Source organism: Klebsiella sp. JN_Kp126 (genome assembly GCF_033843325.1).
GTDB lineage: Bacteria > Pseudomonadota > Gammaproteobacteria > Enterobacterales > Enterobacteriaceae > Klebsiella > Klebsiella michiganensis.
This window is the reverse complement of sequence record NZ_JAWXQV010000040.1, coordinates 89,949-110,259: the sequence shown is the minus strand read 5'-3', so window position 1 is coordinate 110,259 and position 20,311 is coordinate 89,949. Positions and strand designations below refer to the sequence as shown.

General features: G+C 56.2%; 19 protein-coding genes and 1 tRNA gene. 11 read left to right on the top strand and 9 right to left on the bottom strand.

Features of this window, described 5'->3' with window-relative positions; translation table 11 throughout:
• The first annotated feature begins 312 nt into the window (after positions 1-312).
• Positions 313-2,487, top strand: a complete 2,175-nt coding sequence (locus tag SIK97_RS01560) for an extracellular solute-binding protein (RefSeq protein ID WP_032748498.1) — start codon at positions 313-315, stop codon at positions 2,485-2,487.
• A 115-nt stretch (positions 2,488-2,602) separates the two neighbouring features.
• Here SIK97_RS01560 and SIK97_RS01555 read toward each other — a convergent pair whose 3' ends face one another.
• From SIK97_RS01555 to SIK97_RS01545, 3 genes are all read right to left on the bottom strand, one after another.
• Positions 2,603-2,899 (bottom strand): hypothetical protein, encoded by a 297-nt coding sequence (locus SIK97_RS01555; RefSeq protein ID WP_071957426.1) that lies wholly within the window; start codon positions 2,897-2,899, stop codon positions 2,603-2,605.
• Positions 2,900-3,109: 210 nt separating this feature from the next.
• A complete protein-coding gene (locus SIK97_RS01550) occupies positions 3,110-3,592 on the bottom strand; it encodes a hypothetical protein (RefSeq protein WP_032748496.1) in 483 nt (160 codons plus the stop codon).
• 428 nt (positions 3,593-4,020) lie between these two features.
• Positions 4,021-4,097, bottom strand: a tRNA-Arg gene (locus SIK97_RS01545).
• Between the two features lie 340 nt (positions 4,098-4,437).
• Between SIK97_RS01545 and folD the strand changes: the two genes are divergently transcribed.
• A complete protein-coding gene (folD, locus tag SIK97_RS01540; protein ID WP_004099791.1) occupies positions 4,438-5,304 on the top strand; it encodes a bifunctional methylenetetrahydrofolate dehydrogenase/methenyltetrahydrofolate cyclohydrolase FolD in 867 nt (288 codons plus the stop codon).
• 1 nt (position 5,305) lies between these two features.
• A complete protein-coding gene (ybcJ, locus tag SIK97_RS01535) occupies positions 5,306-5,518 on the top strand; it encodes a ribosome-associated protein YbcJ (protein ID WP_025107125.1) in 213 nt (70 codons plus the stop codon).
• Positions 5,519-5,812: 294 nt separating this feature from the next.
• Here the strand turns inward: ybcJ and cysS are convergent, their stop codons facing one another.
• Entirely contained in the window at positions 5,813-7,198 is a 1,386-nt protein-coding gene (cysS, locus tag SIK97_RS01530; RefSeq protein WP_004848430.1) for a cysteine--tRNA ligase, read from the bottom strand.
• 173 nt (positions 7,199-7,371) lie between these two features.
• Between cysS and ppiB the strand changes: the two genes are divergently transcribed.
• From ppiB to purK, 5 genes are all read left to right on the top strand, one after another.
• Positions 7,372-7,866, top strand: coding sequence for a peptidylprolyl isomerase B (gene ppiB, locus SIK97_RS01525; RefSeq protein ID WP_004099775.1), 495 nt, complete (start codon positions 7,372-7,374; stop codon positions 7,864-7,866).
• Positions 7,867-7,869: 3 nt separating this feature from the next.
• On the top strand, positions 7,870-8,592 hold the full coding sequence (lpxH, locus tag SIK97_RS01520; protein ID WP_032748376.1) for a UDP-2,3-diacylglucosamine diphosphatase: 723 nt from the start codon (positions 7,870-7,872) through the stop codon (positions 8,590-8,592).
• Between the two features lie 105 nt (positions 8,593-8,697).
• A complete protein-coding gene (locus SIK97_RS01515; protein WP_032748374.1) occupies positions 8,698-9,027 on the top strand; it encodes a hypothetical protein in 330 nt (109 codons plus the stop codon).
• Positions 9,028-9,123: 96 nt separating this feature from the next.
• Positions 9,124-9,633, top strand: a complete 510-nt coding sequence (gene purE / locus SIK97_RS01510; protein ID WP_004848424.1) for a 5-(carboxyamino)imidazole ribonucleotide mutase — start codon at positions 9,124-9,126, stop codon at positions 9,631-9,633.
• The gene (gene purK / locus SIK97_RS01505) at positions 9,630-10,697 is read left to right on the top strand and encodes a 5-(carboxyamino)imidazole ribonucleotide synthase (protein ID WP_014228235.1); all 1,068 of its coding nucleotides are present in this window, start codon (positions 9,630-9,632) and stop codon (positions 10,695-10,697) included. Before purE ends, purK begins: the two co-directional genes overlap by 4 nt.
• 263 nt (positions 10,698-10,960) lie before the next feature.
• Here the strand turns inward: purK and SIK97_RS01500 are convergent, their stop codons facing one another.
• From SIK97_RS01500 to SIK97_RS01485, 4 genes are read right to left on the bottom strand one after another with little or no spacing between them, the layout of a single operon-like run.
• On the bottom strand, positions 10,961-11,854 hold the full coding sequence (locus SIK97_RS01500; protein ID WP_032748371.1) for a carbamate kinase: 894 nt from the start codon (positions 11,852-11,854) through the stop codon (positions 10,961-10,963).
• A gap of 9 nt (positions 11,855-11,863) precedes the next feature.
• Positions 11,864-12,667, bottom strand: a complete 804-nt coding sequence (locus SIK97_RS01495; protein WP_047724293.1) for a DUF2877 domain-containing protein — start codon at positions 12,665-12,667, stop codon at positions 11,864-11,866.
• Between the two features lie 9 nt (positions 12,668-12,676).
• A complete protein-coding gene (locus SIK97_RS01490; RefSeq protein WP_032748367.1) occupies positions 12,677-13,936 on the bottom strand; it encodes a DUF1116 domain-containing protein in 1,260 nt (419 codons plus the stop codon).
• Between the two features lie 9 nt (positions 13,937-13,945).
• Complete coding sequence (locus tag SIK97_RS01485; RefSeq protein ID WP_032748365.1) at positions 13,946-15,613, bottom strand: acyl-CoA synthetase FdrA; 1,668 nt, start codon at positions 15,611-15,613, stop codon at positions 13,946-13,948.
• A 315-nt stretch (positions 15,614-15,928) separates the two neighbouring features.
• Between SIK97_RS01485 and allD the strand changes: the two genes are divergently transcribed.
• Genes allD through allE form a run of 3 tightly spaced genes read left to right on the top strand, consistent with a single transcriptional unit; the run spans position 15,929 to position 19,028 of the window.
• Positions 15,929-16,978, top strand: coding sequence for an ureidoglycolate dehydrogenase (allD, locus tag SIK97_RS01480; RefSeq protein WP_032748364.1), 1,050 nt, complete (start codon positions 15,929-15,931; stop codon positions 16,976-16,978).
• 21 nt (positions 16,979-16,999) lie between these two features.
• Complete coding sequence (gene allC / locus SIK97_RS01475) at positions 17,000-18,235, top strand: allantoate deiminase (RefSeq protein ID WP_032748363.1); 1,236 nt, start codon at positions 17,000-17,002, stop codon at positions 18,233-18,235.
• 10 nt (positions 18,236-18,245) lie between these two features.
• Entirely contained in the window at positions 18,246-19,028 is a 783-nt protein-coding gene (gene allE, locus SIK97_RS01470; protein ID WP_032748362.1) for a (S)-ureidoglycine aminohydrolase, read from the top strand.
• 136 nt (positions 19,029-19,164) lie between these two features.
• On the opposite strand, the gene glxK is transcribed toward allE, so the two are convergent.
• Entirely contained in the window at positions 19,165-20,310 is a 1,146-nt protein-coding gene (gene glxK, locus SIK97_RS01465; RefSeq protein ID WP_032748359.1) for a glycerate 3-kinase, read from the bottom strand.
• Position 20,311: the final 1 nt, after the last annotated feature.

Below are 20,311 nucleotides of genomic sequence, written 5' to 3'. Positions count from 1 at the left end.
GGTTGCTGTTTTTATCATCAGAAATGTAATCAAAAGTAATTGGAACGTGTCAATTATGGTTCTGCCGTTTAACAGGAACAATGATCTTTTATCCCAGAAGTGATCACCTTCAAAAACTTATTGTATTTATCTTAAATTTCAACAAATTGTAAGCTTTACTACATGGTTACTCGTCTCAAGCCGGAAAAGATTAATATTTTTAATGTCTATAAATCACACAAATTTATTTTGTAACGTTCAAATAACACCGGCAACGATAGTTTTCAGAGGTAGGCCGTGCTAGCATCAACGCATGAGGGTAAGGATTAAAATATGCCGACAATCAAAGACATAGCAAAGCTAGCCGGTGTGTCACACGGCACCGTCTCGAACGTACTTAATGGCAGAGGTAATGTCAGCGTTGAGAAGATTGAAGCGGTTCAACGAGCGGCTAAGGAAGTGGGCTATCAGTTAAATGCGCAGGCGCAATCGTTAAGAGCCAGTAAAAGCCAGGGGGTGGCGCTACTACTGCCAGACATTAATGCGGAGCAGTATTACCAGCTTTACCGGGGCTTACATCAGGTCTGTCAGCCATCATTAAGCGAACCGCTGGATCTTTACCTGACCAACGATCTGCCCAGCCTGGAACTGGAGATTCTGCAAACGCTGGCGGCAAAATCTTACCAGACCATTGTTACCGTCAGCTGCCTGAGCAATAGCCAACCTTATTATGAAATGCTTAAGCTGCCCGCGGAACAGATCCTTTTTGCGTACCGGCAACCTGCCGGAGCTGACAACTATTTCAGCCTCGATTACGTCACTGCGGGTGAACACCTTGCGAGAAGAGCGCTCGCGCAGCGGCCGGGCCATATCGGTATCTTCTGCGAACCACTTGAATATGCTCATAGCGCATGTTTTATGCAGGCGATACAGGAGACCTGCCGGACAGTAAGTCCGCAGACTAAGCTCACCGTTTTATCCTCGCAGGCGGGCGAGTCTAACACCGTAGCGTTTGATTTTTTCCGCGGCGTTCCCCCCGATATTTTCATCACTCAGGATAGTGATAAAACGCGAGCCGTGACGCAGGCAGCCTGGTTTGGTAGCGTGCAGTCCTGTCCGCAGATACTGCAGTTGAGTGATAATCTTCCGGCAGCCTTCGACGGCGTCACAAACTACCAGATGGACTATGGTCGCCTGGGTACCGCCATCGCTTCCCATATTCGCCAGCCTAAAAAACAGGTAACGCATCGAATTCTGACAAATAGCGGATTTTCATTAGATGGCCAATCCGTCCAGCCGCCTGAGACTGAGGCGACGCTGAATATGTTAATTTTGCCCAGTCCCTCAACCGATGCGCTGAAAAAGCTGTTACCTCACTTTTATCGTCAGACCGGTATCAAGGTAAATCTTGCGGTTTATCCTTATGATGAAGTGTTTGAAATTCTTTCCCATCTTCATCTGCATCCGTATTACGATCTCCTGCGCATCGATATGGCCTGTTTTCCCTGGTTTGCAGAAAAAGCGTTATTGCCGCTGGAGTCGATTTCCCCTGCGCTGCCGCAGCTGCTGACTCATTTTTCTGACCAGATTCAACAGCACTTCAGCATGGTGAATGGCACCGCGTGGGCCATCCCCTTTGATGCCAGTATGCAGCTCCTGTTTTACCGACGCGATCTCTTTGAAGATGCGACGATAAAACGGATGTTCTACGAAACGACGGGCAAAGAGTTAACCCTACCCGAAAACTTTGCGCAATTTGATGAGTTAGCGGCTTTCTTCAGTCGCCAGCATCAGCCGGATAACAGGCTGCGCCCGATGGGCACGGCGGTGACCTTAGGCAGCTCAGGGCTTATCGCCACGGAATATCTGCTGCGTTACTACGCGCTCGGCGGACGTCTGGTTCGCGAAGGCGAACCAGTTCAACTGGAGACTTCGCTTGCCGCTACGGCGCTTGAACAATACCTGCAACAGCTCTCCGTCGCCGTGAATCTCTCAGGAGAATGGTGGAGTGACGCCGTTAAGCAGTTTGAGCGAGGCAACCTCGCCATGTTGATCATGTATCTCAATTTGTTCAACGACGTCGCGCATAGCCCTATCGCCCCCACTATCGGCTATGCTTCAGTCCCGGGACAGCTTCCACAGTTGGGAGGCGGATCCATTGGGATGTCCCGCTACAGCAAAAAGAAAAAGCAGGTTGAACAGTTCTTCAACTGGCTTTATTCCGATGAAATTGCGCGTCATCTGGTTCTGCTCGGAGGAAACTGCGCCTGGTCAGGGGTTTGTCACGATCAGAACGTCCTGAACCTCTATCCATGGTTTAATTTATTGAATGAAAAGGGCATGGTCGGGATAAGAGAGTCGCAGGGTACGCAGGGTAAGCCCTTCAACCTGCGCCAGGCAGAAATTATTATCGGCCAGGGCGTGACGAACGCGATAAATGGGATTATGGATGTCTCTCAGGCCGTGGAATACATTAACAGGCGAATAAAAAATGAAACCGGCGCCTGAGGCCAGGAAAACGAGCGTGCCTCTGCCCTTTTTCCAGAGAGTCTGCGTGTTGCTGGACTCTCTGAAACCAGGTTCCAGCGCAAACTATCGTTGAGTTTCCAGCGGAGATAAATATTTATATTTGTTGAGATTGACGCCAGCGTTTAATCATCTCTTGAGTGACTTCTTTCTTATAACAAACTGGCGCATAGCCTCCTGCTTTACTCCAGGTACTGCGCCTGCCGCAGGCACTGCCGTTTCTCGCCCGATTAAACGGACAAGCGCAAACGCCGGGGTAAGAAGCGATAGAAGCCTTAATAATTTGCTGCTTAACTTGATCATCAGTTAATTGCGGTGTTTTAGCAGCAGCAGCGCCGACGATAAAAGTGCACAGCAACACTAACACGGCGGTAACGGGTCGTTTAACGGCCATAATGATTGCTCTTGTGAGAGAGGACAACTCAAATTACGCGGCAGCAAGAAACAGCATATTGATCTTTCTCAATAGTGCCGAATATCTCTGAAAATATTTTTTGGTAACGTCACAAAAAATCGTTATACAGTCGATCTGCCTGCAGCTTGCACGCAGATCCTGTACTAAAAAGTGCCTCAAAGCCATGTGGGCTCGAATCTTATTCCGCGCCTATTCATGGCCTTTAGCTTGAATATATTCGCTAATCGTCATTTTCGAATCGCGAATCCGATCGGAAATTTTACGGAAGCTATCTTTCCATTCTGCAGGTAATTTTTTTATCTGAGCTATCTTACAAGCTACGCTATAAGGAGTGCGCCCAAGCTTTTCAGCCAGCCAGAAGAGATGCTCTCCTATCTCCTCCTCCGGAATAGGCTCTAATACTTCCCGTAGCATGGACTCATCATTATCATTCCAGGGTATGCCAGCGTTTGGAAACCGTGGATCGATAACCTTTTCTTTCTTTTCTCCACTCTTTTTTACCGACGAAGATTTTTGTGAAGACAGTATAGCAACACGTGCTTTCATCGCCCCGATGGCGGCAACAGCCCGGACCAAATCAAGGCGTTCCGTGCGTGTTAACAAATTTTCATCGCAAATTAAATTATTCAGCAAATCAATTGTTTCATTGAGATTATCTTCAGTTATATTCATATACTGTCCTTAGCGGCATGTTCCATGATTGAATGCTATAGCATCCTCATAGTTTCATATATTTCATCCGACCCGGCATATTATGTGATTCAATGGCGAATATACTAACTCAAATATTTTAGACTGTATCTGCCTATATTACTACGCATCCATCAATCAACGAAAGACCTACTGCTGTAGCCAACCGATGCAATTCGCCACCATTAATGAGTTGGTATTATCTCTCATTTGGCTCTGCCGTTCCTTTTATTGGTGGATTGAGGGCACCCCTATTCGCCTGAATGAAATAAGCCCGTAAAAGTCTTCTGCGCCGCCCTGATTCGTTTACACCTGAGTAGGCTTCGATAAAGCCAGTCATAGAAAAAGACTCATTCCAGGGAGTAAAAGGTAAGGGAAGAGGATTTGGCAGAGGATTCTTAACGAAAAAATGGTACGCCCTACAGGGTTCGAACCTGTGACCTACGGCTTAGAAGGCCGTTGCTCTATCCAGCTGAGCTAAGGGCGCATTGAGAAGCGAGCTTCATGATGTGCAATCGCCGGAATTATACGGTCCACGCCTGATGAGTCAATGTATTTTGCCGCGAAACTGCACTTGCCTGTGCAGGCTGGCGGCTTATGCCGCAAAAGCAGTATAAAGTTTATCCAACCTTATGTTTCTGCACGTTAACTTTTCTTCGGCTCCCGGGCTCCTTTTTGCGCCATTCGCAGCGCGGTCAGGGCCGTTTTTCAGCCTCTGCAACACCTAAGAAAGATAAAATCTTAAACGAAGACTGACAGCGGGGCTGGCTTCTGACAAAATATCGCCATCCCCCTTTCGTAAAGATACAGATGGAATCCTCTCTCTGATGGCAGCAAAAATTATTGACGGTAAAACGATTGCGCAGCAGGTACGCTCTGAGGTTGCGGAAAAAGTGAAGGCGCGCGTTGCGGCCGGATTTCGTGCTCCAGGGTTAGCCGTCGTGCTGGTCGGCAGCAACCCGGCATCGCAGATTTATGTCGGCAGCAAGCGCAAAGCGTGTGAAGAGGTAGGCTTCGTCTCCCGCTCGTACGATCTCCCGGAAACCACCAGCGAAGCGGAGCTGCTGGAACTCATCGACACCCTGAATGCGGATAGCGCCATCGACGGCATCCTGGTTCAGCTGCCGCTGCCCGCCGGCATTGATAATGTCAAAGTGCTGGAGCGCATTTCGCCGGACAAAGACGTTGACGGTTTCCACCCGTATAACGTGGGCCGTCTGTGCCAGCGCGCGCCGCGTCTGCGTCCGTGCACGCCGCGTGGGATCGTCACGCTGCTTGAGCGTTACAACATTGATACCTACGGCCTGAACGCGGTGGTCATTGGCGCCTCCAATATTGTCGGACGCCCGATGAGCATGGAGCTGCTGCTGGCAGGCTGCACCACCACCGTCACCCACCGTTTTACCAAAAACCTGCGTCATCACGTCGAAAATGCCGACCTGCTGATCGTGGCTGTCGGTAAACCGGGCTTTATTCCGGGCGAATGGATTAAAGAAGGCGCGATCGTGATCGATGTCGGGATTAACCGCCTGGAAAGCGGCAAAGTGGTTGGCGATGTGGTCTATGAAGATGCCGCCGCGCGCGCGTCGTACATCACGCCGGTTCCCGGCGGCGTCGGCCCGATGACCGTAGCCACCCTCATTCAGAACACGCTGCAGGCGTGCGAAGAGTATCATGACATTCAGGAGGCCTGAGATGGCGAATTTTTCTTTAGGCAAACACCCGCACGTTGAACTGTGCGACCTGCTGAAGCTGGAAGGCTGGAGCGAAAGCGGCGCGCAGGCGAAAATCGCTATTGCCGACGGCCTGGTCAACGTTGACGGCGTGGTGGAAACCCGCAAGCGCTGCAAAATCGTCGCCGGTCAAACGGTGAGCTTTGAAGGTCAGAGCGTTACCGTTACCGAGTAAAACGTTCAGGCGCCGCAACAGGCGCCTGTCCCCCCACCCCGACAGATGATCTCTCGTTTTTCTGCACTTCAGTCAGCGCCACCATCTTCCGATATCACGTCCTGTGTAGCACAGCCGCTCCCCTGGCTGCCTCCGGCAACCTGCACTTCCGCCTGATACCTCTTCTTCCCAACGAACGCTGCAGCCGCTGGCCGGGAACGTACGAAGGCGAAATCAGGACCGCGCTTCTTTTCTTAGCCTGAGTCAGGGCAAAAAAATGCCGGGGATGGCCCCGGCTAAAAAGAGAGAATGAGACTACTTACGGCGCCAGGTGGTGCCCTGCGGGCCATCTTCCAGCACGATGCCCATCTCGTTGAGACGGTCACGCGCGGCATCCGCCGCCGCCCAGTCTTTCGCTTTACGCGCGTCCAGACGCTGCTGGATCAACGACTCAATTTCCGCCACTTCCCCGTCGTCCGCCTGCGCGCCGCTCTGCAGGAAGGCATCCGGCTCCTGTTCCAGCAGCCCCAGCACCGAAGAGAGCTTGCGCATATGCGCCGCCATCGCGTTGGCCGCGGCGGCATCTTCGGTTTTCAGGCGGTTAACCTCACGCGCCATATCGAACAGCACGGAATAGGCTTCCGGAGTATTAAAATCGTCGTCCATCGCTTCGATAAAGCGCGCCTCAAACGCCTCGCCGCCGGCCGGCTCTGCGGTTTTGTCGGTTCCGCGCAGCGCGGTATACAGACGCTCCAGCGCGGAACGCGCCTGCTTTAAGTTCTCTTCACTGTAGTTCAGCTGGCTGCGATAGTGGCCGGACATCAGGAAGTAGCGAATGGTTTCCGCGTCGTAGAACTTCAGCACGTCGCGCACGGTAAAGAAGTTGCCCAGCGATTTTGACATCTTCTCGCGGTCAACCATCACCATTCCGGAGTGCATCCAGTAATTGACGTACTCGCCGTCGTGGGCGCAGGTGGACTGGGCGATTTCGTTTTCATGGTGCGGGAACATCAGATCCGAACCGCCGCCGTGAATATCAAAATGGTTGCCCAGCTGTTTGCAGTTCATCGCTGAACACTCAATGTGCCAGCCTGGACGGCCCGCGCCCCACGGCGACGGCCAGCTTGGCTCGCCCTCTTTCGACATCTTCCACAGCACAAAGTCCATCGGGTTATGCTTGACGTCAACGACATCAACCCGCGCGCCGGCCTGCAGCTGATCGAGATCCTGACGCGACAGCTGACCGTAGTTCGGGTCGGTCGGCACATCGAACATCACGTCGCCGTTGTCGGCGACATACGCGTGGCCTTTGGCGATCAGCTGCTCGGTAATCTCAATGATTTCCGCGATATGGTGGGTGGCCCGCGGCTCCATATCCGGGCGCAGGATATTCAGCGCGTCGAAGTCTTTGTGCATCTCGGCAATCATGCGATCCACCAGCGCAACAAAGCTTTCGCCGTTTTCATTAGCACGCTTAATGATTTTGTCGTCGATATCGGTGATATTGCGCACGTACTTTAGCTTATAGCCCAGGAAACGCAGGTAGCGCGCGACCACATCGAATGAGACGAAGGTACGGCCATGGCCGATGTGACAGAGGTCATAAACGGTAATACCACACACGTACATGCCAACTTCCCCGGCATGGATAGGTTTAAATTCTTCTTTTTGGCGCGTCAGTGTATTAAAAATTTTTAACATCGAAGATTCCGTGTAGACGTGTGTGGATATAAGTCGCGTATTCTAACCTTAATTCAACCCCGAAGCAGCACACATTGCAAGGTGATCCAGCCCCGCGGTTATGCTATAACAGCCCCCTATATCTCACCCGACTCCGGGTGCAGGCACCACAATCATCGGAACAGGATGCAAAAATGGTTACTTTCCACACCAATCATGGCGATATCGTAATCAAGACGTTTGACGACAAAGCGCCGGAAACAGTTAAAAACTTCCTGGACTACTGTCGTGAAGGTTTCTACGACAACACTATTTTCCACCGTGTAATCAACGGTTTTATGATTCAGGGCGGCGGTTTTGAGCCGGGCATGAATCAGAAAACCACCAAATCTCCTATTCAGAACGAAGCGAACAACGGTCTGAAAAACACCCGCGGTACGCTGGCGATGGCCCGTACTCAGGCGCCCCACTCCGCCACCGCGCAGTTCTTCATCAACGTCGCCGATAACGACTTCCTGAACTTCTCCGGCGAAAGCCTGCAGGGTTGGGGCTACTGCGTATTCGCAGAAGTCGTTGAAGGGATGGACGTGGTCGACAAAATCAAAGCGGTCGCCACCGGCCGCAGCGGCATGCACCAGGATGTGCCGAAAGAAGATGTTGTGATCAAAAGCGTCACCGTTAGCGAATAATTCGTGGCGACACTTTTTATTGCGGATTTGCATCTGCAAACGGAAGAACCGGCGATTACCGCCGGTTTTCTGCGCTTTTTACAGGGAGAAGCCCGCAGGGCGGACGCCCTGTATATCCTCGGCGATCTCTTTGAAGCCTGGATCGGCGATGACGATCCTAGCCCGCTGCATCGGCAAATCGCCTCAGCGCTCAAAGCGCTGGCCGATTCCGGCGTCCCCTGCTACTTCCTTCACGGCAACCGCGACTTTCTCGTCGGCAAGCGCTTTGCCCACGAAAGCGCGATGACCCTGCTGCCGGAAGAGAAGCTTCTCGACCTCTACGGGCGCAAGGTGCTGATTATGCACGGCGACACCCTCTGCACCGACGATGCGGGATATCTGGCGTTTCGCGCGAAAGTCCATAATCCCTGGATCCAGCGCCTGTTTCTGGCCCTGCCGCTGTTTATCCGCCGCCGTATCGCCGCCAGAATGCGCGCCGACAGCAAAGCGGCCAACAGCAGCAAGTCGATGGAAATTATGGATGTGAATCCACAGGCGGTCGTTGACGTTATGGAAAAACATCACGTTCAATGGCTGATTCACGGGCATACGCACCGTCCTGCCGTCCATCCGCTAGAAGCCAACGGTCAATCCGCATATCGCGTGGTTCTGGGCGCATGGCATCACGAAGGCTCCATGGTCAAAGTGACGGCCGAAAAGGTCGAACTGATTCAGTTCCCCTTCTGAGTTCCAGCAAGCACTATTCCGAAAAAGCACTTCAGGCAGCAGAATGGCTGTCCTGACGTTTAACCCCAGGTTAATTTTACAGCAAACCACACTCAAGGAACGAGCATGCAAAAATGGAGTCAGCCCCTGATCTGGGGCATGGTTATCGCCGTCATCGGCCCGATTACCGCCAGCTATTTTGGTCTGGTGTTTATCTACTTCGGTTCGCTGACCGTGCTGGGAATCGCAGCGCTACTTTGGATCCTCTATTTTTACGCGATTTATCTGCTTTGTACGCGGCCGCACGATGAGCGCTTTGTGCAAATCTACATGCTGGTCATGAGCATTCTTATGCTGCCCTGGGGAGTGGTGCTGGTTTTTACCTTTTTTGCCAGCGCAAACACCGCCCATAACCGGCGCGTTGCCCCCAGTCACGACGAGACAAAAGAGGGCTAACCATGCGCACGCAACCGTTTTCCTTGCCGGGAGTTCATGCTATTCTCTGTGGCCTCTAAAGCAGTGTGAAACACACCCACAGGAGTTTTAAGACGCATGTCTTCCCGCAATAATTCGGCGCGTATCGCCATCGTGATGGGGTCCAAAAGCGACTGGGCTACCATGCAGTTTACCGCAGAAATCCTTGATGCCCTGAACGTTCCGTACCATGTCGAAGTGGTCTCCGCCCACCGCACGCCCGATAAACTGTTCAGCTTCGCCGAAGGCGCGGAAGAAAACGGTTTTCAGGTGATTATTGCCGGTGCCGGCGGCGCGGCGCACCTGCCGGGCATGATTGCGGCGAAAACGCTGGTGCCGGTGTTAGGCGTGCCGGTTCAGAGCGCGGCGCTGAGCGGCGTAGACAGCCTCTACTCCATCGTCCAGATGCCGCGCGGCATCCCGGTGGGTACGCTGGCCATCGGCAAAGCCGGGGCCGCCAACGCCGCCCTGCTGGCGGCGCAGATCCTCGCCCAGCACGATGCGGAACTGCACCAGCGCCTCAGCGCCTGGCGTCAGGCGCAAACCGATGAAGTGCTGGATAACCCGGATCCGCGGGGTGCGGCATGAAGCAGGTTTGCGTTCTCGGCAACGGTCAGCTAGGCCGGATGCTGCGCCAGGCCGGCGAGCCGCTGGGTATTGCGGTCTGGCCGGTCGGTCTGGAAGCCGACCCGGAAGCGGTGCCGGTACAGCAAAGCGTGATTACCGCAGAGATTGAACGCTGGCCGGAAACAGCGCTGACCCGCGAGCTGGCGCGTCATTCCGCCTTCGTTAACCGCGACGTTTTCCCGATAATCGCCGACCGCCTGACGCAAAAGCAGCTGTTCGATAAGCTAGCGCTCGCCACCGCGCCGTGGCAGCTTCTGGCGGATAAAAGCGAATGGCCTGCGGTATTCGCCCGCCTCGGGGAGCTGGCTATCGTTAAGCGCCGCGTCGGCGGCTACGATGGCCGCGGCCAGTGGCGTTTGCGGGAAAATGAAACCGCGCAGCTGCCGGAGGATAACTACGGCGAGTGTATCGTTGAGCAGGGCATTAACTTCTCCGGCGAGGTGTCGCTGGTCGGCGCTCGCGCCCGGGACGGCAGCACGGTCTTCTATCCTCTGACCCGCAACCTGCATCAGGACGGTATTTTACGCGCCAGCGTCGCTTTTCCGCAGGCCAATGCCCGCCAGCAGGCGCAGGCGGAGCAGATGCTGTCGGCGATCATGCATGAGCTGGGCTACGTTGGCGTGATGGCGATGGAGTGTTTCGTCACCGCTGATGGCCTGCTGATTAACGAACTGGCGCCGCGCGTGCACAACAGCGGCCACTGGACGCAAAACGGCGCCTCCATTAGCCAGTTCGAGCTGCATCTGCGGGCGATTACCGATCTGCCGCTGCCGCCGCCGGTGGTAAACAGCCCGTCGGTGATGATCAACCTGATCGGTACCGATCTGAACTATGACTGGCTGAAGCTGCCGCTGGTGCATCTGCACTGGTACGACAAAGAGGTACGTCCGGGTCGTAAAGTCGGCCACCTGAACCTGACCGACAGCGATACCGACCGCCTGAGCGCGACGCTGGAAGCGCTGAAGCCGCTGCTGCCGCCGGAATATGCCAGCGGTATCTTCTGGGCGCAGGCGCAGCTGGCGTAATCCAGCTCTCCACAGTCCCGGAGGCGGTGCTGCGCACCTGTCCGGGCTACCTCTCTGGCGTACTCCTTCGCCTGAATCCCGGCTTGCGGCGCGCTGCGCCTTAGCCGGGCTACCAGACCAACCATCATTCGCCCCGTAGCCATTCAACCAAATCCATAAACCGCACGAATCCGTAGCCCGGGCAAGGCGCGTCGAGCGCCGCCCCCGGGGAAAGAGCGCAGGATATTTCAGCGTCTGCTTCGCCGCTTGATTTCACCTGTGCATCAGGGCTTAATGCAGGTTCCCGCCAGCCCGGCGAGGGTGTCATCGATACGCGACAGCGCCCCAATCCACGCCCGCTTGCCCCGACGGCGCACATAGCCGCTTACCGCCGCGATTTTCGGCCCCATCGCGCCGTCATCGCGGGCAAAAGACGCCAGCTCTTCCGGCGTCGCTTCGCGGATCGGCCGCTGCATGGGGGTGCCCCAATGTTCATATACCGCATCCGCGTCGGTCAGGATCACCAGGCCATCGGCATCAATCTGCTCCGCCAGCAGCGCGGCAGCGAGGTCTTTATCAATCACCGCCTCTGCGCCCTGCCCGTTCTCAAGCACCGGAATTCCGCCGCCGCCGCAGCAAATCACCGCGTGCCCCTCGCCCAGCAGACGCTCAATCGACTCGCTCTCCTCAATCCTCACCGGTGTCGGCGAGGGAACCACCCGACGCACATATTTACCGTCGCGCTTCATCCTCCAGCCGTACTCATCTTCCAGCCGTTTTTGCAGCTCCGGATCGTAAACCGGACCAATGAACTTCTCCGGCGCTGAAAAGGCCGGATCGTTCGACGCTACCGCAATGCGGGTCATCACCGTCGACACCGGCGGCATTTGTGATTCCTGCGCCAGGCGCTGGGCCAGCATATAGCCAATCATGCCCTGGCTCTCGGCGACCAGCACGTCCAGCGGATAGGGCTCAACGTCGCCGTAGGCCAGATTTTGCAGCGCCAGCAGACCCACCTGCGGCCCGTTGCCGTGCACAATGGCCAGCCGATACGTCTGCGCCAGACGCGCCAGCGCGGGAACCGCGCTATCGATATTGCGGTACTGATTTTCTACGGTCAGCGCTTCCCCGCGCTGTAATAAAGCGTTGCCGCCAAGGGCAACAACCAGCGTTTTCATAAAAAGTCCTTAGATAAGATGTTGCGCCAGCCAGAATCCCAGAAGCGTGTCGGCGCCGGAGGTATGCCCCATTGCCAGCAGGGATTCGACGGCGGGCTCGAGTCGTCGTCCACGTTGCAGGGCGCAGGCAAAATGCATCAGCGGCGAAGCGAAGCGTCCCTCGCTGGCGTAGTGTAAATAGTTGACGCTCACCTGAGTGGTGGCCGCGTACAGATCGCCGGAGGCGCGAAAAAATGCCCTTCCGCCGCAGGGTGACATTCGCCCCGAGCGCCACGCCGCCAGCATCATGCCGATCAGCATGTCGTCCAGGCTGGGCGTCAGGCCCGGCCCCTTGCCCAGCCACAGCCGCCAGTCGACGGCGTTGCCGGCCAGCGCGGAGGCAAAACAGTGGCGAAGCTGGCGCAGCTCGGGATGCTGCCGCAGCTCGATAGCCTGCGACAGCGGCCCGAACAGCCCGGTCTCCTCCCGTCGACTCATCAGCGCTGGCGGGAGATAAGCGCTTACGGATTGACAGCGGAGCCGCAGGGAGCAGCGCCTGCGCGGCGGCATCAGCAAAAGATCGCCGACCTGAATACCGTCATTCCGCGCTATCGGCGACGCCCCCGTCCGCAGCGCCGCGTGTAGCCGGATAAAATCGCGATGACGAACAACCCATCCGCCGGGGCTCACGCCCTGCCCCCGATGATGCAGCGTCAGCAGCGCGCCGCCTGCAACATAGAGGTTAATGGTGCGCCGCCAGAGGCCGCCGGTTCGCCACGGTTGGCGATGATCCGGCGCATCGACGCTGCCTATCAGCGGACGGATCCTCTCCATCGCGCCACCTCAGCTCACGCCCAGTTCGTCCGCCAGCGCTTCCAGCGCCTGCTCGAAACAGGCCAGCGGCGCTCTGACGGTTCCGGCGCCAATCTGGCCGATCCCCGCTTCTTTATGGGCGATCCCGGTGTTAATGAGCGGCGTAATGCCGGTTTCAACCACCCGGCGAATATCCAGTCCCAGACAGGCGCCCTGGAAATCCCAGCCAGGAATCTGCAGCTGCATATTGCGCTCAAGGAAGATTTCCGCCATCTCCTCCGAAACCGATTTTGCCGCCTCCATTCCGCCAGCGCCGACAAAGCGGGTCACCCCCGGCGCCGCGATCATCGCCGCACCGCCGATGCCGAAGGTTTCGGTAATGGCGCTGTCGCCCATATCCGGGTTGGCCTGTTCCTGAGAGAAACCGGTAAAGAACAGCCCCTGCGGCGTATTCACCGGTGCGGTAAACCAGCGGTCGCCCAGTCCGCTAACGCGAATACCGAACATATCGCCGTTACGGGTCATCGCGGTAACGATACTGCCTGCGCGAATTTGCGCCCCGGCATCCATCGCGGATTTACAGTAGGCCATCGCCAGGTTGAGGAAAAACTGATCGGTAATGGCGAGGAAATCCATGACTTCAGCAATCTGCTGTTTGTCGATATTAAGCCGTGCCAGATGCGGCGCCAGCGTACGCATCAGCAGCGCGGAGGTGGCGATATTGCGCTGGTGGAACTCATCGCCCATGGTGATGCCCTGCGCCATCATCGCGGTGAGATCAATGCCGCGCGTCATCTGTTTCAGCGCCGCACTGAGGACGGGCATCAGCACATCGCGCATCCAGCGCAGGCGCTGCTGCACGTCTTCGCCGTAGGCGCCGAAACGCATCACCTTGCCAATGCCTTCGTTCAGGTTGCAATACGCGCGATTGCCTTCGGCGATGTTCTCCACGACCAGCATCGGCATATTCGGCGAAGTAATACCGCCCATCGGCCCTACGGCGTTAACGTGGTGGCAGGGAATAAAGGTAATCTCGCCGTTTTCCAGCATCGCGTGGGCCGTTTTCTCATCCTGCGCCCAGCCTTCGAACAGGCAGGCGCCAATGCAGGCCCCTTTCATCGGACCGGTCATCTCCTGCCAGCGCATCGGCGGCCCGGCGTGGAGCAGCGTTTTGTTCTTGTTCAGCGCTTCAATCAGAGAACCCGCCGGCTGCACATCCAGCCAGTGCGGACGTGCATTACGAATTCGTTCTATTACTGCGTCATTGGCCTGCGCCACTGATGTAAACATAGAGACCTCTTATTGCAAACGTTCTAATAAACGAGCCAGTTTCTTATTTCCCCCGGCGATCGGCGCCCACTGGTAGTGAACAACCGGCGTTCCGGCGGTCTGTAAATCGAGCGCAAAGCTGCGCAGGCCGGCGTTAATCACCGCCACGCCGTCCAACAGGCTGGCGCACGGGGCCGGCGCGGCTTTCCGCGGCGGGCTAATCAGCGCGGCGGCAAGCAAGGTGGCTTCAGGCAGGCTATCGACCACGACGATCCCCGCATCTTCAAGGACTGAAATCTGACGAGAGCGGCACTGCGGATCGCTTTCGGTTCCGGTCACCGTCGCGATAACGTGCAGCGGACTATCGTCGGCCCTGGTCGACCACGCCCGCTGGCATGCTTCGACCAGCGAGCCGGCCGGATCGGCGGTGGCGCCGTAGCCAATCACCACGTCCAGCAGCAGTACGCCAACCTGAATTTCCGCGCCAAGTTCGGCAATCAGCTGGTTGCGCAGGGAGGGATCGATCATCGGATGCGGACGGCCGACGGTGTAAAAATCATCGCCAAGATCGACAACCCGATGGCCCTGCGCGTTGAGCATCATGCCCTGCGGGTGATGCGCATCAGGGGGAATGTTCAGCCGTTCTGCCAGCAATCCTGCAGATTCAGCAGCCAGCGTCCCGCCGGTGTATAAGCCGCGAATCTGCTTGCCCGCCACCGCGGGAAGGCTGGCCTGACGCCGCCCCACTCGCGCCAGCAGGCAGGCCAGACGCCCGGCCTCGTCAAGCGTGCGGGCGAACCAGACGTTTTCATCGCGGGCGATCGGCGGCGCATAGCCGAGAAACAGCGCCACCACCGGTTTCGCGCTGCGCTTCATGGCGGCGATGATCTTCAGACGCACCGCTTCGGCGGGAGGTTTAGAAACAAAGGCCAGCACCTGGCTCTGTGCATCCTGGGTCAGCATTTCCAGCGCCGTTTGCGCGCTGATGCCGCCCACTTCGGCGCTCAGATCGCGGCCGCCGAGACCGATCGCATGGCTGATCCCTTCGCCGCCGAGGACAATCTGCGAGACCAGCTCCTGAATACCGGTGCCGGACGCGCCAATAACGCCGATGTTGCCTTCCGGCGTAACGTTGGCGAAAGCCAGCGGCGTGTCGGCAATCATGGCGGTGCCGCAGTCCGGCCCCATCACCAGCAGCCCTTTGTCACGGGCGCGGGTTTTGAGCGCGATTTCATCTTCCAGCGTGACGTTGTCGGAGAAGATCATGACGTTTTTCTCGCTGCTGAGCGCCTGATGGGCAAGCTCCGCAGCGTACTCCCCGGCAACGGAAATTAAGGCCATATTGGCCTGCGGTAGTTTCTGCGTTGCGCTTTGCCAGCGGCGAACCACGCTCAGGCTCTGACTTTGCCCGCTCCCCTGCGCCAGGGCGGTAAGGGCCTCATCAAGACGGGCGGCGATCATTTGCGTAACCGACGTATCCGCGCAATCGGTGCGGATCGCCACGCAAATGTCATTTGGCGTCGCGCTGGCAAAATCGTCGTGCCAGAACCCAGTCGTTTCCAACAGCGATTTATTTGCCGGTGTGCCCATCATGACTGAAACATCATCGACATTTTCCGACTCGCTCAGCTTGCGTGAAATAATCATTAAGCTGACCGAATCCTGAAAACAGCCCTTTTTAATAAAGGCATGGATCATAATAACTCCCCAATAATTGCACCCATTGCAATTGAATGAGCATGGTTAATCTGCCATCAGGCTAACGGGATAAAATTATCGACGGCGTGACCGGAATCACATGAGAATTATTACAAGATGCTTTCAAATAAAGCCGAAGGCATTAGCCCGAGTTTTTTAATGAATAGATTAACCGGGTCCCTTCTGATAAACCCACGGTGATTATTAAATAAAATCTAACTAACTATTTTTACCAATACAGATCACAATTTAAGTTTATTTTCCCCGTATTTTATTTGGCAGTCAGGCTCTACACCGTCGTTAAAAGGAAGACAGATGAAAGTCAGTCGGGAAACACTTCATCAGCTTATTGCCAATAAGCTGAATACAGCAGGGCTTACTCGCAATCACGCGGATATCATTGCCGATGTACTGGTTTATGCCGATGCCAGAGGTATTCATTCGCACGGCGCGGTTCGCGTTGAATATTATGCGGAACGTATTTCAAAAGGCGGAACCAATCGTCATCCCACCTTCACCTTTGAAAAGAGCGGCCCCTGCAGCGGTATTTTGCATGCCGATAATGCCGCCGGTCAGGTGGCCGCCAAAATGGGCATGGAGCACGCGATAGAATTGGCCAGGGAAAACGGCGTGGCCGTGGTCGGCATCCGGCGTATGGGCCACAGCGGAGCGATCTCTTACTTCACCCGGCAGGCCGCCCGCGCCGGGCTAATCGGGATTTCGCTATGCCAGTCGGACCCGATGGTCGTGCCTTTTGGCGGGGCGGAAATCTATTACGGAACCAACCCGCTGGCCTTTGCCGCGCCCGGCGAGGGTGACGATATTATCACCTTCGACATGGCCACCACGGTGCAGGCCTGGGGAAAAATTCTCGACGCCCGCTCGCGCCATGAAACCATTCCCGATAGCTGGGCAGTGGATAAAAACGGCGCGCCGACCCGCGATCCTTTTGCCGTTCACGCCCTGCTTCCGGCAGCCGGTCCGAAAGGCTACGGCCTGATGATGATGATCGACGTCCTTTCCGGCATTTTGCTCAACCTCCCCTTCGGCCGCCAGGTCAGCTCTATGTACGACAACCTGAGCCAGGGACGCGAGCTGGGCCAGCTGCATATCGTCATCAACCCGGCATTTTTCTCCTCCAGCGCGCTATTCCGCCAGCATATCAGCGACACCATGCGTGAATTAAACGCCATTACGCCAGCGCCCGGATTTAACCAGGTTTATTACCCCGGGCAGAACCTGGATATCAATGAGAAAAACAGCGCCGTCAACGGCATCGAGATCGTTGATGAGATTTATGACTATCTGGTTTCGGACGCTTTATATAACCGCTCTTATGAAACCAATTCCCCGTTTGCCCAATAAATTAAAATACAGGAGTTGCGTATGGCTCATTATTTTCGACAGGCAATAGAAGAGACATTGCCCTGGCTTTCCTCTTTCGGCGCCGACCCGACCGGGGGCATAACCCGCCTGCTCTATTCGCCAGAATGGCTGCAGGCGCAGCAGGCATTCAAACAAAGAATGAGCGAAAGCGGACTGGAAACGCGCTTTGATGAAGTGGGCAACCTCTATGGTCGCCTGCCCGGCACGCGCTTTCCCGATGAGGTTATCCTCAGCGGTTCGCATATTGATAGCGTCGTTAACGGCGGCAATCTTGACGGCCAGTTCGGCGCGCTGGCGGCCTGGCTGGCGGTTCGCTGGCTAAAAGAGACCTACGGGGCGCCACTGCGCACCGTGGAAGTGCTGGCGTTAGCGGAAGAAGAAGGTAGCCGCTTCCCTTACGTCTTCTGGGGCAGCAAAAATATCGTCGGCATCGCTAATCCGGCGGACGTACGCGAAATTAAAGACGCTAAAGGCGTGGCGTTTATCGATGCCATGAAGCAGTGCGGTTTCAGCCTACCCGCCGCTCCGCTGGCGCCGCGCCGGGATATTAAAGCCTTCGTAGAGCTGCATATTGAGCAGGGTCGCGTGCTGGAAACCAATAAGCAGTCTATCGGCGTGGTCAACGCCATAGTCGGACAGCGTCGCTACACCATCACCCTCACCGGCGAGTCTAACCATGCCGGCACGACGCCAATGGGCTACCGTCGCGATACCGTCCATGCCTTTAGCCGTATCTGCTGCGAATCTATCGCCAAAGCAAAAGCCCACGGTGACCCGCTGGTGCTCACCTTCGGTAAAGTCGACCCGCAGCCGAATACCGTCAACGTGGTACCGGGCAAAACCGTCTTCACTATGGACTGCCGCCATACCGATGCTCTGGAGTTAACGGCATTTACTGAGGTCATTGAGGCCGATATGCGGCGGATCTGTCAGGAGATGGATATCGGCATTGAGATCGACCTGTGGATGGATGAGGCTCCGGTTCCCATGGATAAGAAGCTGGTGGCCCAGCTCACCGCGCTTTGTGAAAAAGAGAAGTTGAATTTCCGCGTGATGCACAGCGGCGCGGGACACGACGCGCAGATATTCGCTCCCTGCTTCCCGACCTGCATGATCTTTATGCCGAGCATCAAAGGAATCAGCCATAACCCGGCGGAAAGCACGCATATCGAGGATCTGGCGGAAGGCGTAAAAACGCTCGCCTTAATGTTGCATCAACTGGCCTGGACTGAATAAGGAAACGATCATGGGTTATTTAAATAATGTGCTTGGCTATCGCGATGATTTACTGGCCAGCCGTTCCATCGTGCGCCACGGCAATTACGCGCTGCTGACGCCGGACGGTCTGGTCAAGAACGTTATTCCGGGTTTTGAACATTGCGATGTGACTATTTTGTCAACGCCAAAATTAGGCGCCACCTTTGTTGATTATCTGGTCACGCTGCATGAAAACGGCGGTCATCAAAGCGGTTTTGGCGGCGAAGGCATCGAGACCTTCCTGTATGTGATTAAGGGGAAAATCACCGCCGGGGCGCAGGGTAAATCCTTCGCGCTGACAGAAGGCGGTTATCTTTACTGTCCGCCGGGTGAGCGGATGACTTTTAGTAATAGTCATTCAGCCGATAGTCAGCTCTTCCTCTATAAGCGCCGCTATATTCCAACAGAGGGCCATGCGCCTTATCTGGTCACCGGCAACGTCAGCCAGCTGGAGCGTATTCATTATGAAGGAATGGAAGACGTTATCCTGATCGATTTCCTGCCAAAAGAGCTGGGCTTCGATATGAATATGCATATTCTCTCTTTCGCTCCGGGGGCCAGCCACGGCTACATTGAAACCCACGTCCAGGAGCATGGCGCCTATATTCTCTCCGGCCAGGGAGTGTATAACCTCGACAACAGCTGGGTTCCGGTCAAGCAAGGCGATTATATCTTTATGGGCGCTTACTCTCTGCAGGCGGGATACGGCGTCGGACGGGAAGCGTTCAGCTACATCTATTCGAAAGACTGCAACCGCGACGTTGATATCTGATGGCTGACAAGCGGAAAACGTTACTATTGCCCACGGGCGCGGTGTTCAAAACAGGTTGGTTATCAACCGCATAGAATTCACTTTTTTGTTTAGCTATGTTGGATTTTGCCACGGTGAGAACCGTGGCATTTTTTATTCAGGCAGGCAGCGTCTGGCCAAGCTTGATAGCGCAGGCGATATTGCGTGCGCAGGCGTAAAGATTTTGCTCGCCGCTATCCAGCACCTCGGCCAGCGGCGCCAGCGCGGGAAGAATGCTAAAGACCGCATCAATGCCATGCTGGTGCACCGCTTCGACGCCGTCACCCAGCACGCCGGCGATGCCGATAACCGGGATGCCGTACTTTTTGGCGATCCGCGCCACGCCAACCGGCGCTTTTCCGCCGACGGTTTGCGAATCCATACGCCCTTCGCCGGTGATCACCAGGTCCGCATCGCGCAGCGCCTCCTCCAGATGAACCGCCTCCAGCACAATATCGATGCCCGATTTCAGCGTGGCGTTAAGGAATACGCGAGCCGCCGCGCCCATCCCACCGGCTGCGCCGCCGCCGACCATCGCGGTCACATCCTGACCGGTTGCCGCCAGCAGCACCTGAGCATAGTTTTCTAAACCGCGCTCCAGAACGGCGACCATGCCTGCGCACGCCCCTTTTTGCGGGCCAAAGACCGCCGCCGCGCCACGTTCGCCGAGCAGCGGATTATCCACATCGCAGGCTACGTCAATCCGGCACTCGCGAAGTCGCGGGTCGAGATCGCATAAATCCACGTTGACCAGCCGCTCTAACGCTCCGCCGCCGAGGCCGACGCTCTCGCCGCATTGATCAACAAAGCGTGCTCCCAGCGCCTGAGCCATCCCCATTCCGCCATCCACCGTGGCGCTGCCGCCAATACCGAGAATTATGTGGCGGACGCCGGCGTCCAGCGCATGGCGAATCAGCTCACCGGTGCCGTAGCTGGTGGCCTGCAGGGGGTTGCGTTCGTCGGGAGGAACCAGCATCAGCCCGCTGGCCGCCGCCATCTCAATAAACGCGGTGTGTCCGTCGCCGCTCAGGCCATAGAAGGCGCCGACAAAATCGCCCATCGGCCCCATGACCGGCAGCATCACCATTTTACCCCCAGTGGCCTCAACCATTGCCTCCACCGTCCCCTCGCCGCCGTCGGCGATCGGCAGACAGATGCACTCCGCCTGCGGGAAAATAGAGGTAAAGCCCGCCTTAATCGCCTGGGCACAGCGGCTGGCGCTTACGCTTTCTTTGAAAGAGTCCGGTGCAATAATTATTTTCATG

What these genes read in the sequence shown, in the direction of transcription:
- ybcJ (WP_025107125.1), top strand. Translation starts at nt 5,306, where the DNA reads ATGGCGAATTTTTCTTTAGGCAAACACCCGCACGTTGAACTGTGCGAC.
- folD (WP_004099791.1), top strand. Translation starts at nt 4,438, where the DNA reads ATGGCAGCAAAAATTATTGACGGTAAAACGATTGCGCAGCAGGTACGC.
- allC (WP_032748363.1), top strand. Translation starts at nt 17,000, where the DNA reads ATGGCTCATTATTTTCGACAGGCAATAGAAGAGACATTGCCCTGGCTT.
- SIK97_RS01555 (WP_071957426.1), bottom strand. Translation starts at nt 2,899, where the DNA reads ATGGCCGTTAAACGACCCGTTACCGCCGTGTTAGTGTTGCTGTGCACT.
- SIK97_RS01500 (WP_032748371.1), bottom strand. Translation starts at nt 11,854, where the DNA reads ATGAAAACGCTGGTTGTTGCCCTTGGCGGCAACGCTTTATTACAGCGC.
- allD (WP_032748364.1), top strand. Translation starts at nt 15,929, where the DNA reads ATGAAAGTCAGTCGGGAAACACTTCATCAGCTTATTGCCAATAAGCTG.
- ppiB (WP_004099775.1), top strand. Translation starts at nt 7,372, where the DNA reads ATGGTTACTTTCCACACCAATCATGGCGATATCGTAATCAAGACGTTT.
- SIK97_RS01495 (WP_047724293.1), bottom strand. Translation starts at nt 12,667, where the DNA reads ATGGAGAGGATCCGTCCGCTGATAGGCAGCGTCGATGCGCCGGATCAT.
- purK (WP_014228235.1), top strand. Translation starts at nt 9,630, where the DNA reads ATGAAGCAGGTTTGCGTTCTCGGCAACGGTCAGCTAGGCCGGATGCTG.
- cysS (WP_004848430.1), bottom strand. Translation starts at nt 7,198, where the DNA reads ATGTTAAAAATTTTTAATACACTGACGCGCCAAAAAGAAGAATTTAAA.
- purE (WP_004848424.1), top strand. Translation starts at nt 9,124, where the DNA reads ATGTCTTCCCGCAATAATTCGGCGCGTATCGCCATCGTGATGGGGTCC.
- SIK97_RS01490 (WP_032748367.1), bottom strand. Translation starts at nt 13,936, where the DNA reads ATGTTTACATCAGTGGCGCAGGCCAATGACGCAGTAATAGAACGAATT.
- SIK97_RS01515 (WP_032748374.1), top strand. Translation starts at nt 8,698, where the DNA reads ATGCAAAAATGGAGTCAGCCCCTGATCTGGGGCATGGTTATCGCCGTC.
- allE (WP_032748362.1), top strand. Translation starts at nt 18,246, where the DNA reads ATGGGTTATTTAAATAATGTGCTTGGCTATCGCGATGATTTACTGGCC.
- glxK (WP_032748359.1), bottom strand. Translation starts at nt 20,310, where the DNA reads ATGAAAATAATTATTGCACCGGACTCTTTCAAAGAAAGCGTAAGCGCC.
- SIK97_RS01550 (WP_032748496.1), bottom strand. Translation starts at nt 3,592, where the DNA reads ATGAATATAACTGAAGATAATCTCAATGAAACAATTGATTTGCTGAAT.
- SIK97_RS01485 (WP_032748365.1), bottom strand. Translation starts at nt 15,613, where the DNA reads ATGATCCATGCCTTTATTAAAAAGGGCTGTTTTCAGGATTCGGTCAGC.
- SIK97_RS01560 (WP_032748498.1), top strand. Translation starts at nt 313, where the DNA reads ATGCCGACAATCAAAGACATAGCAAAGCTAGCCGGTGTGTCACACGGC.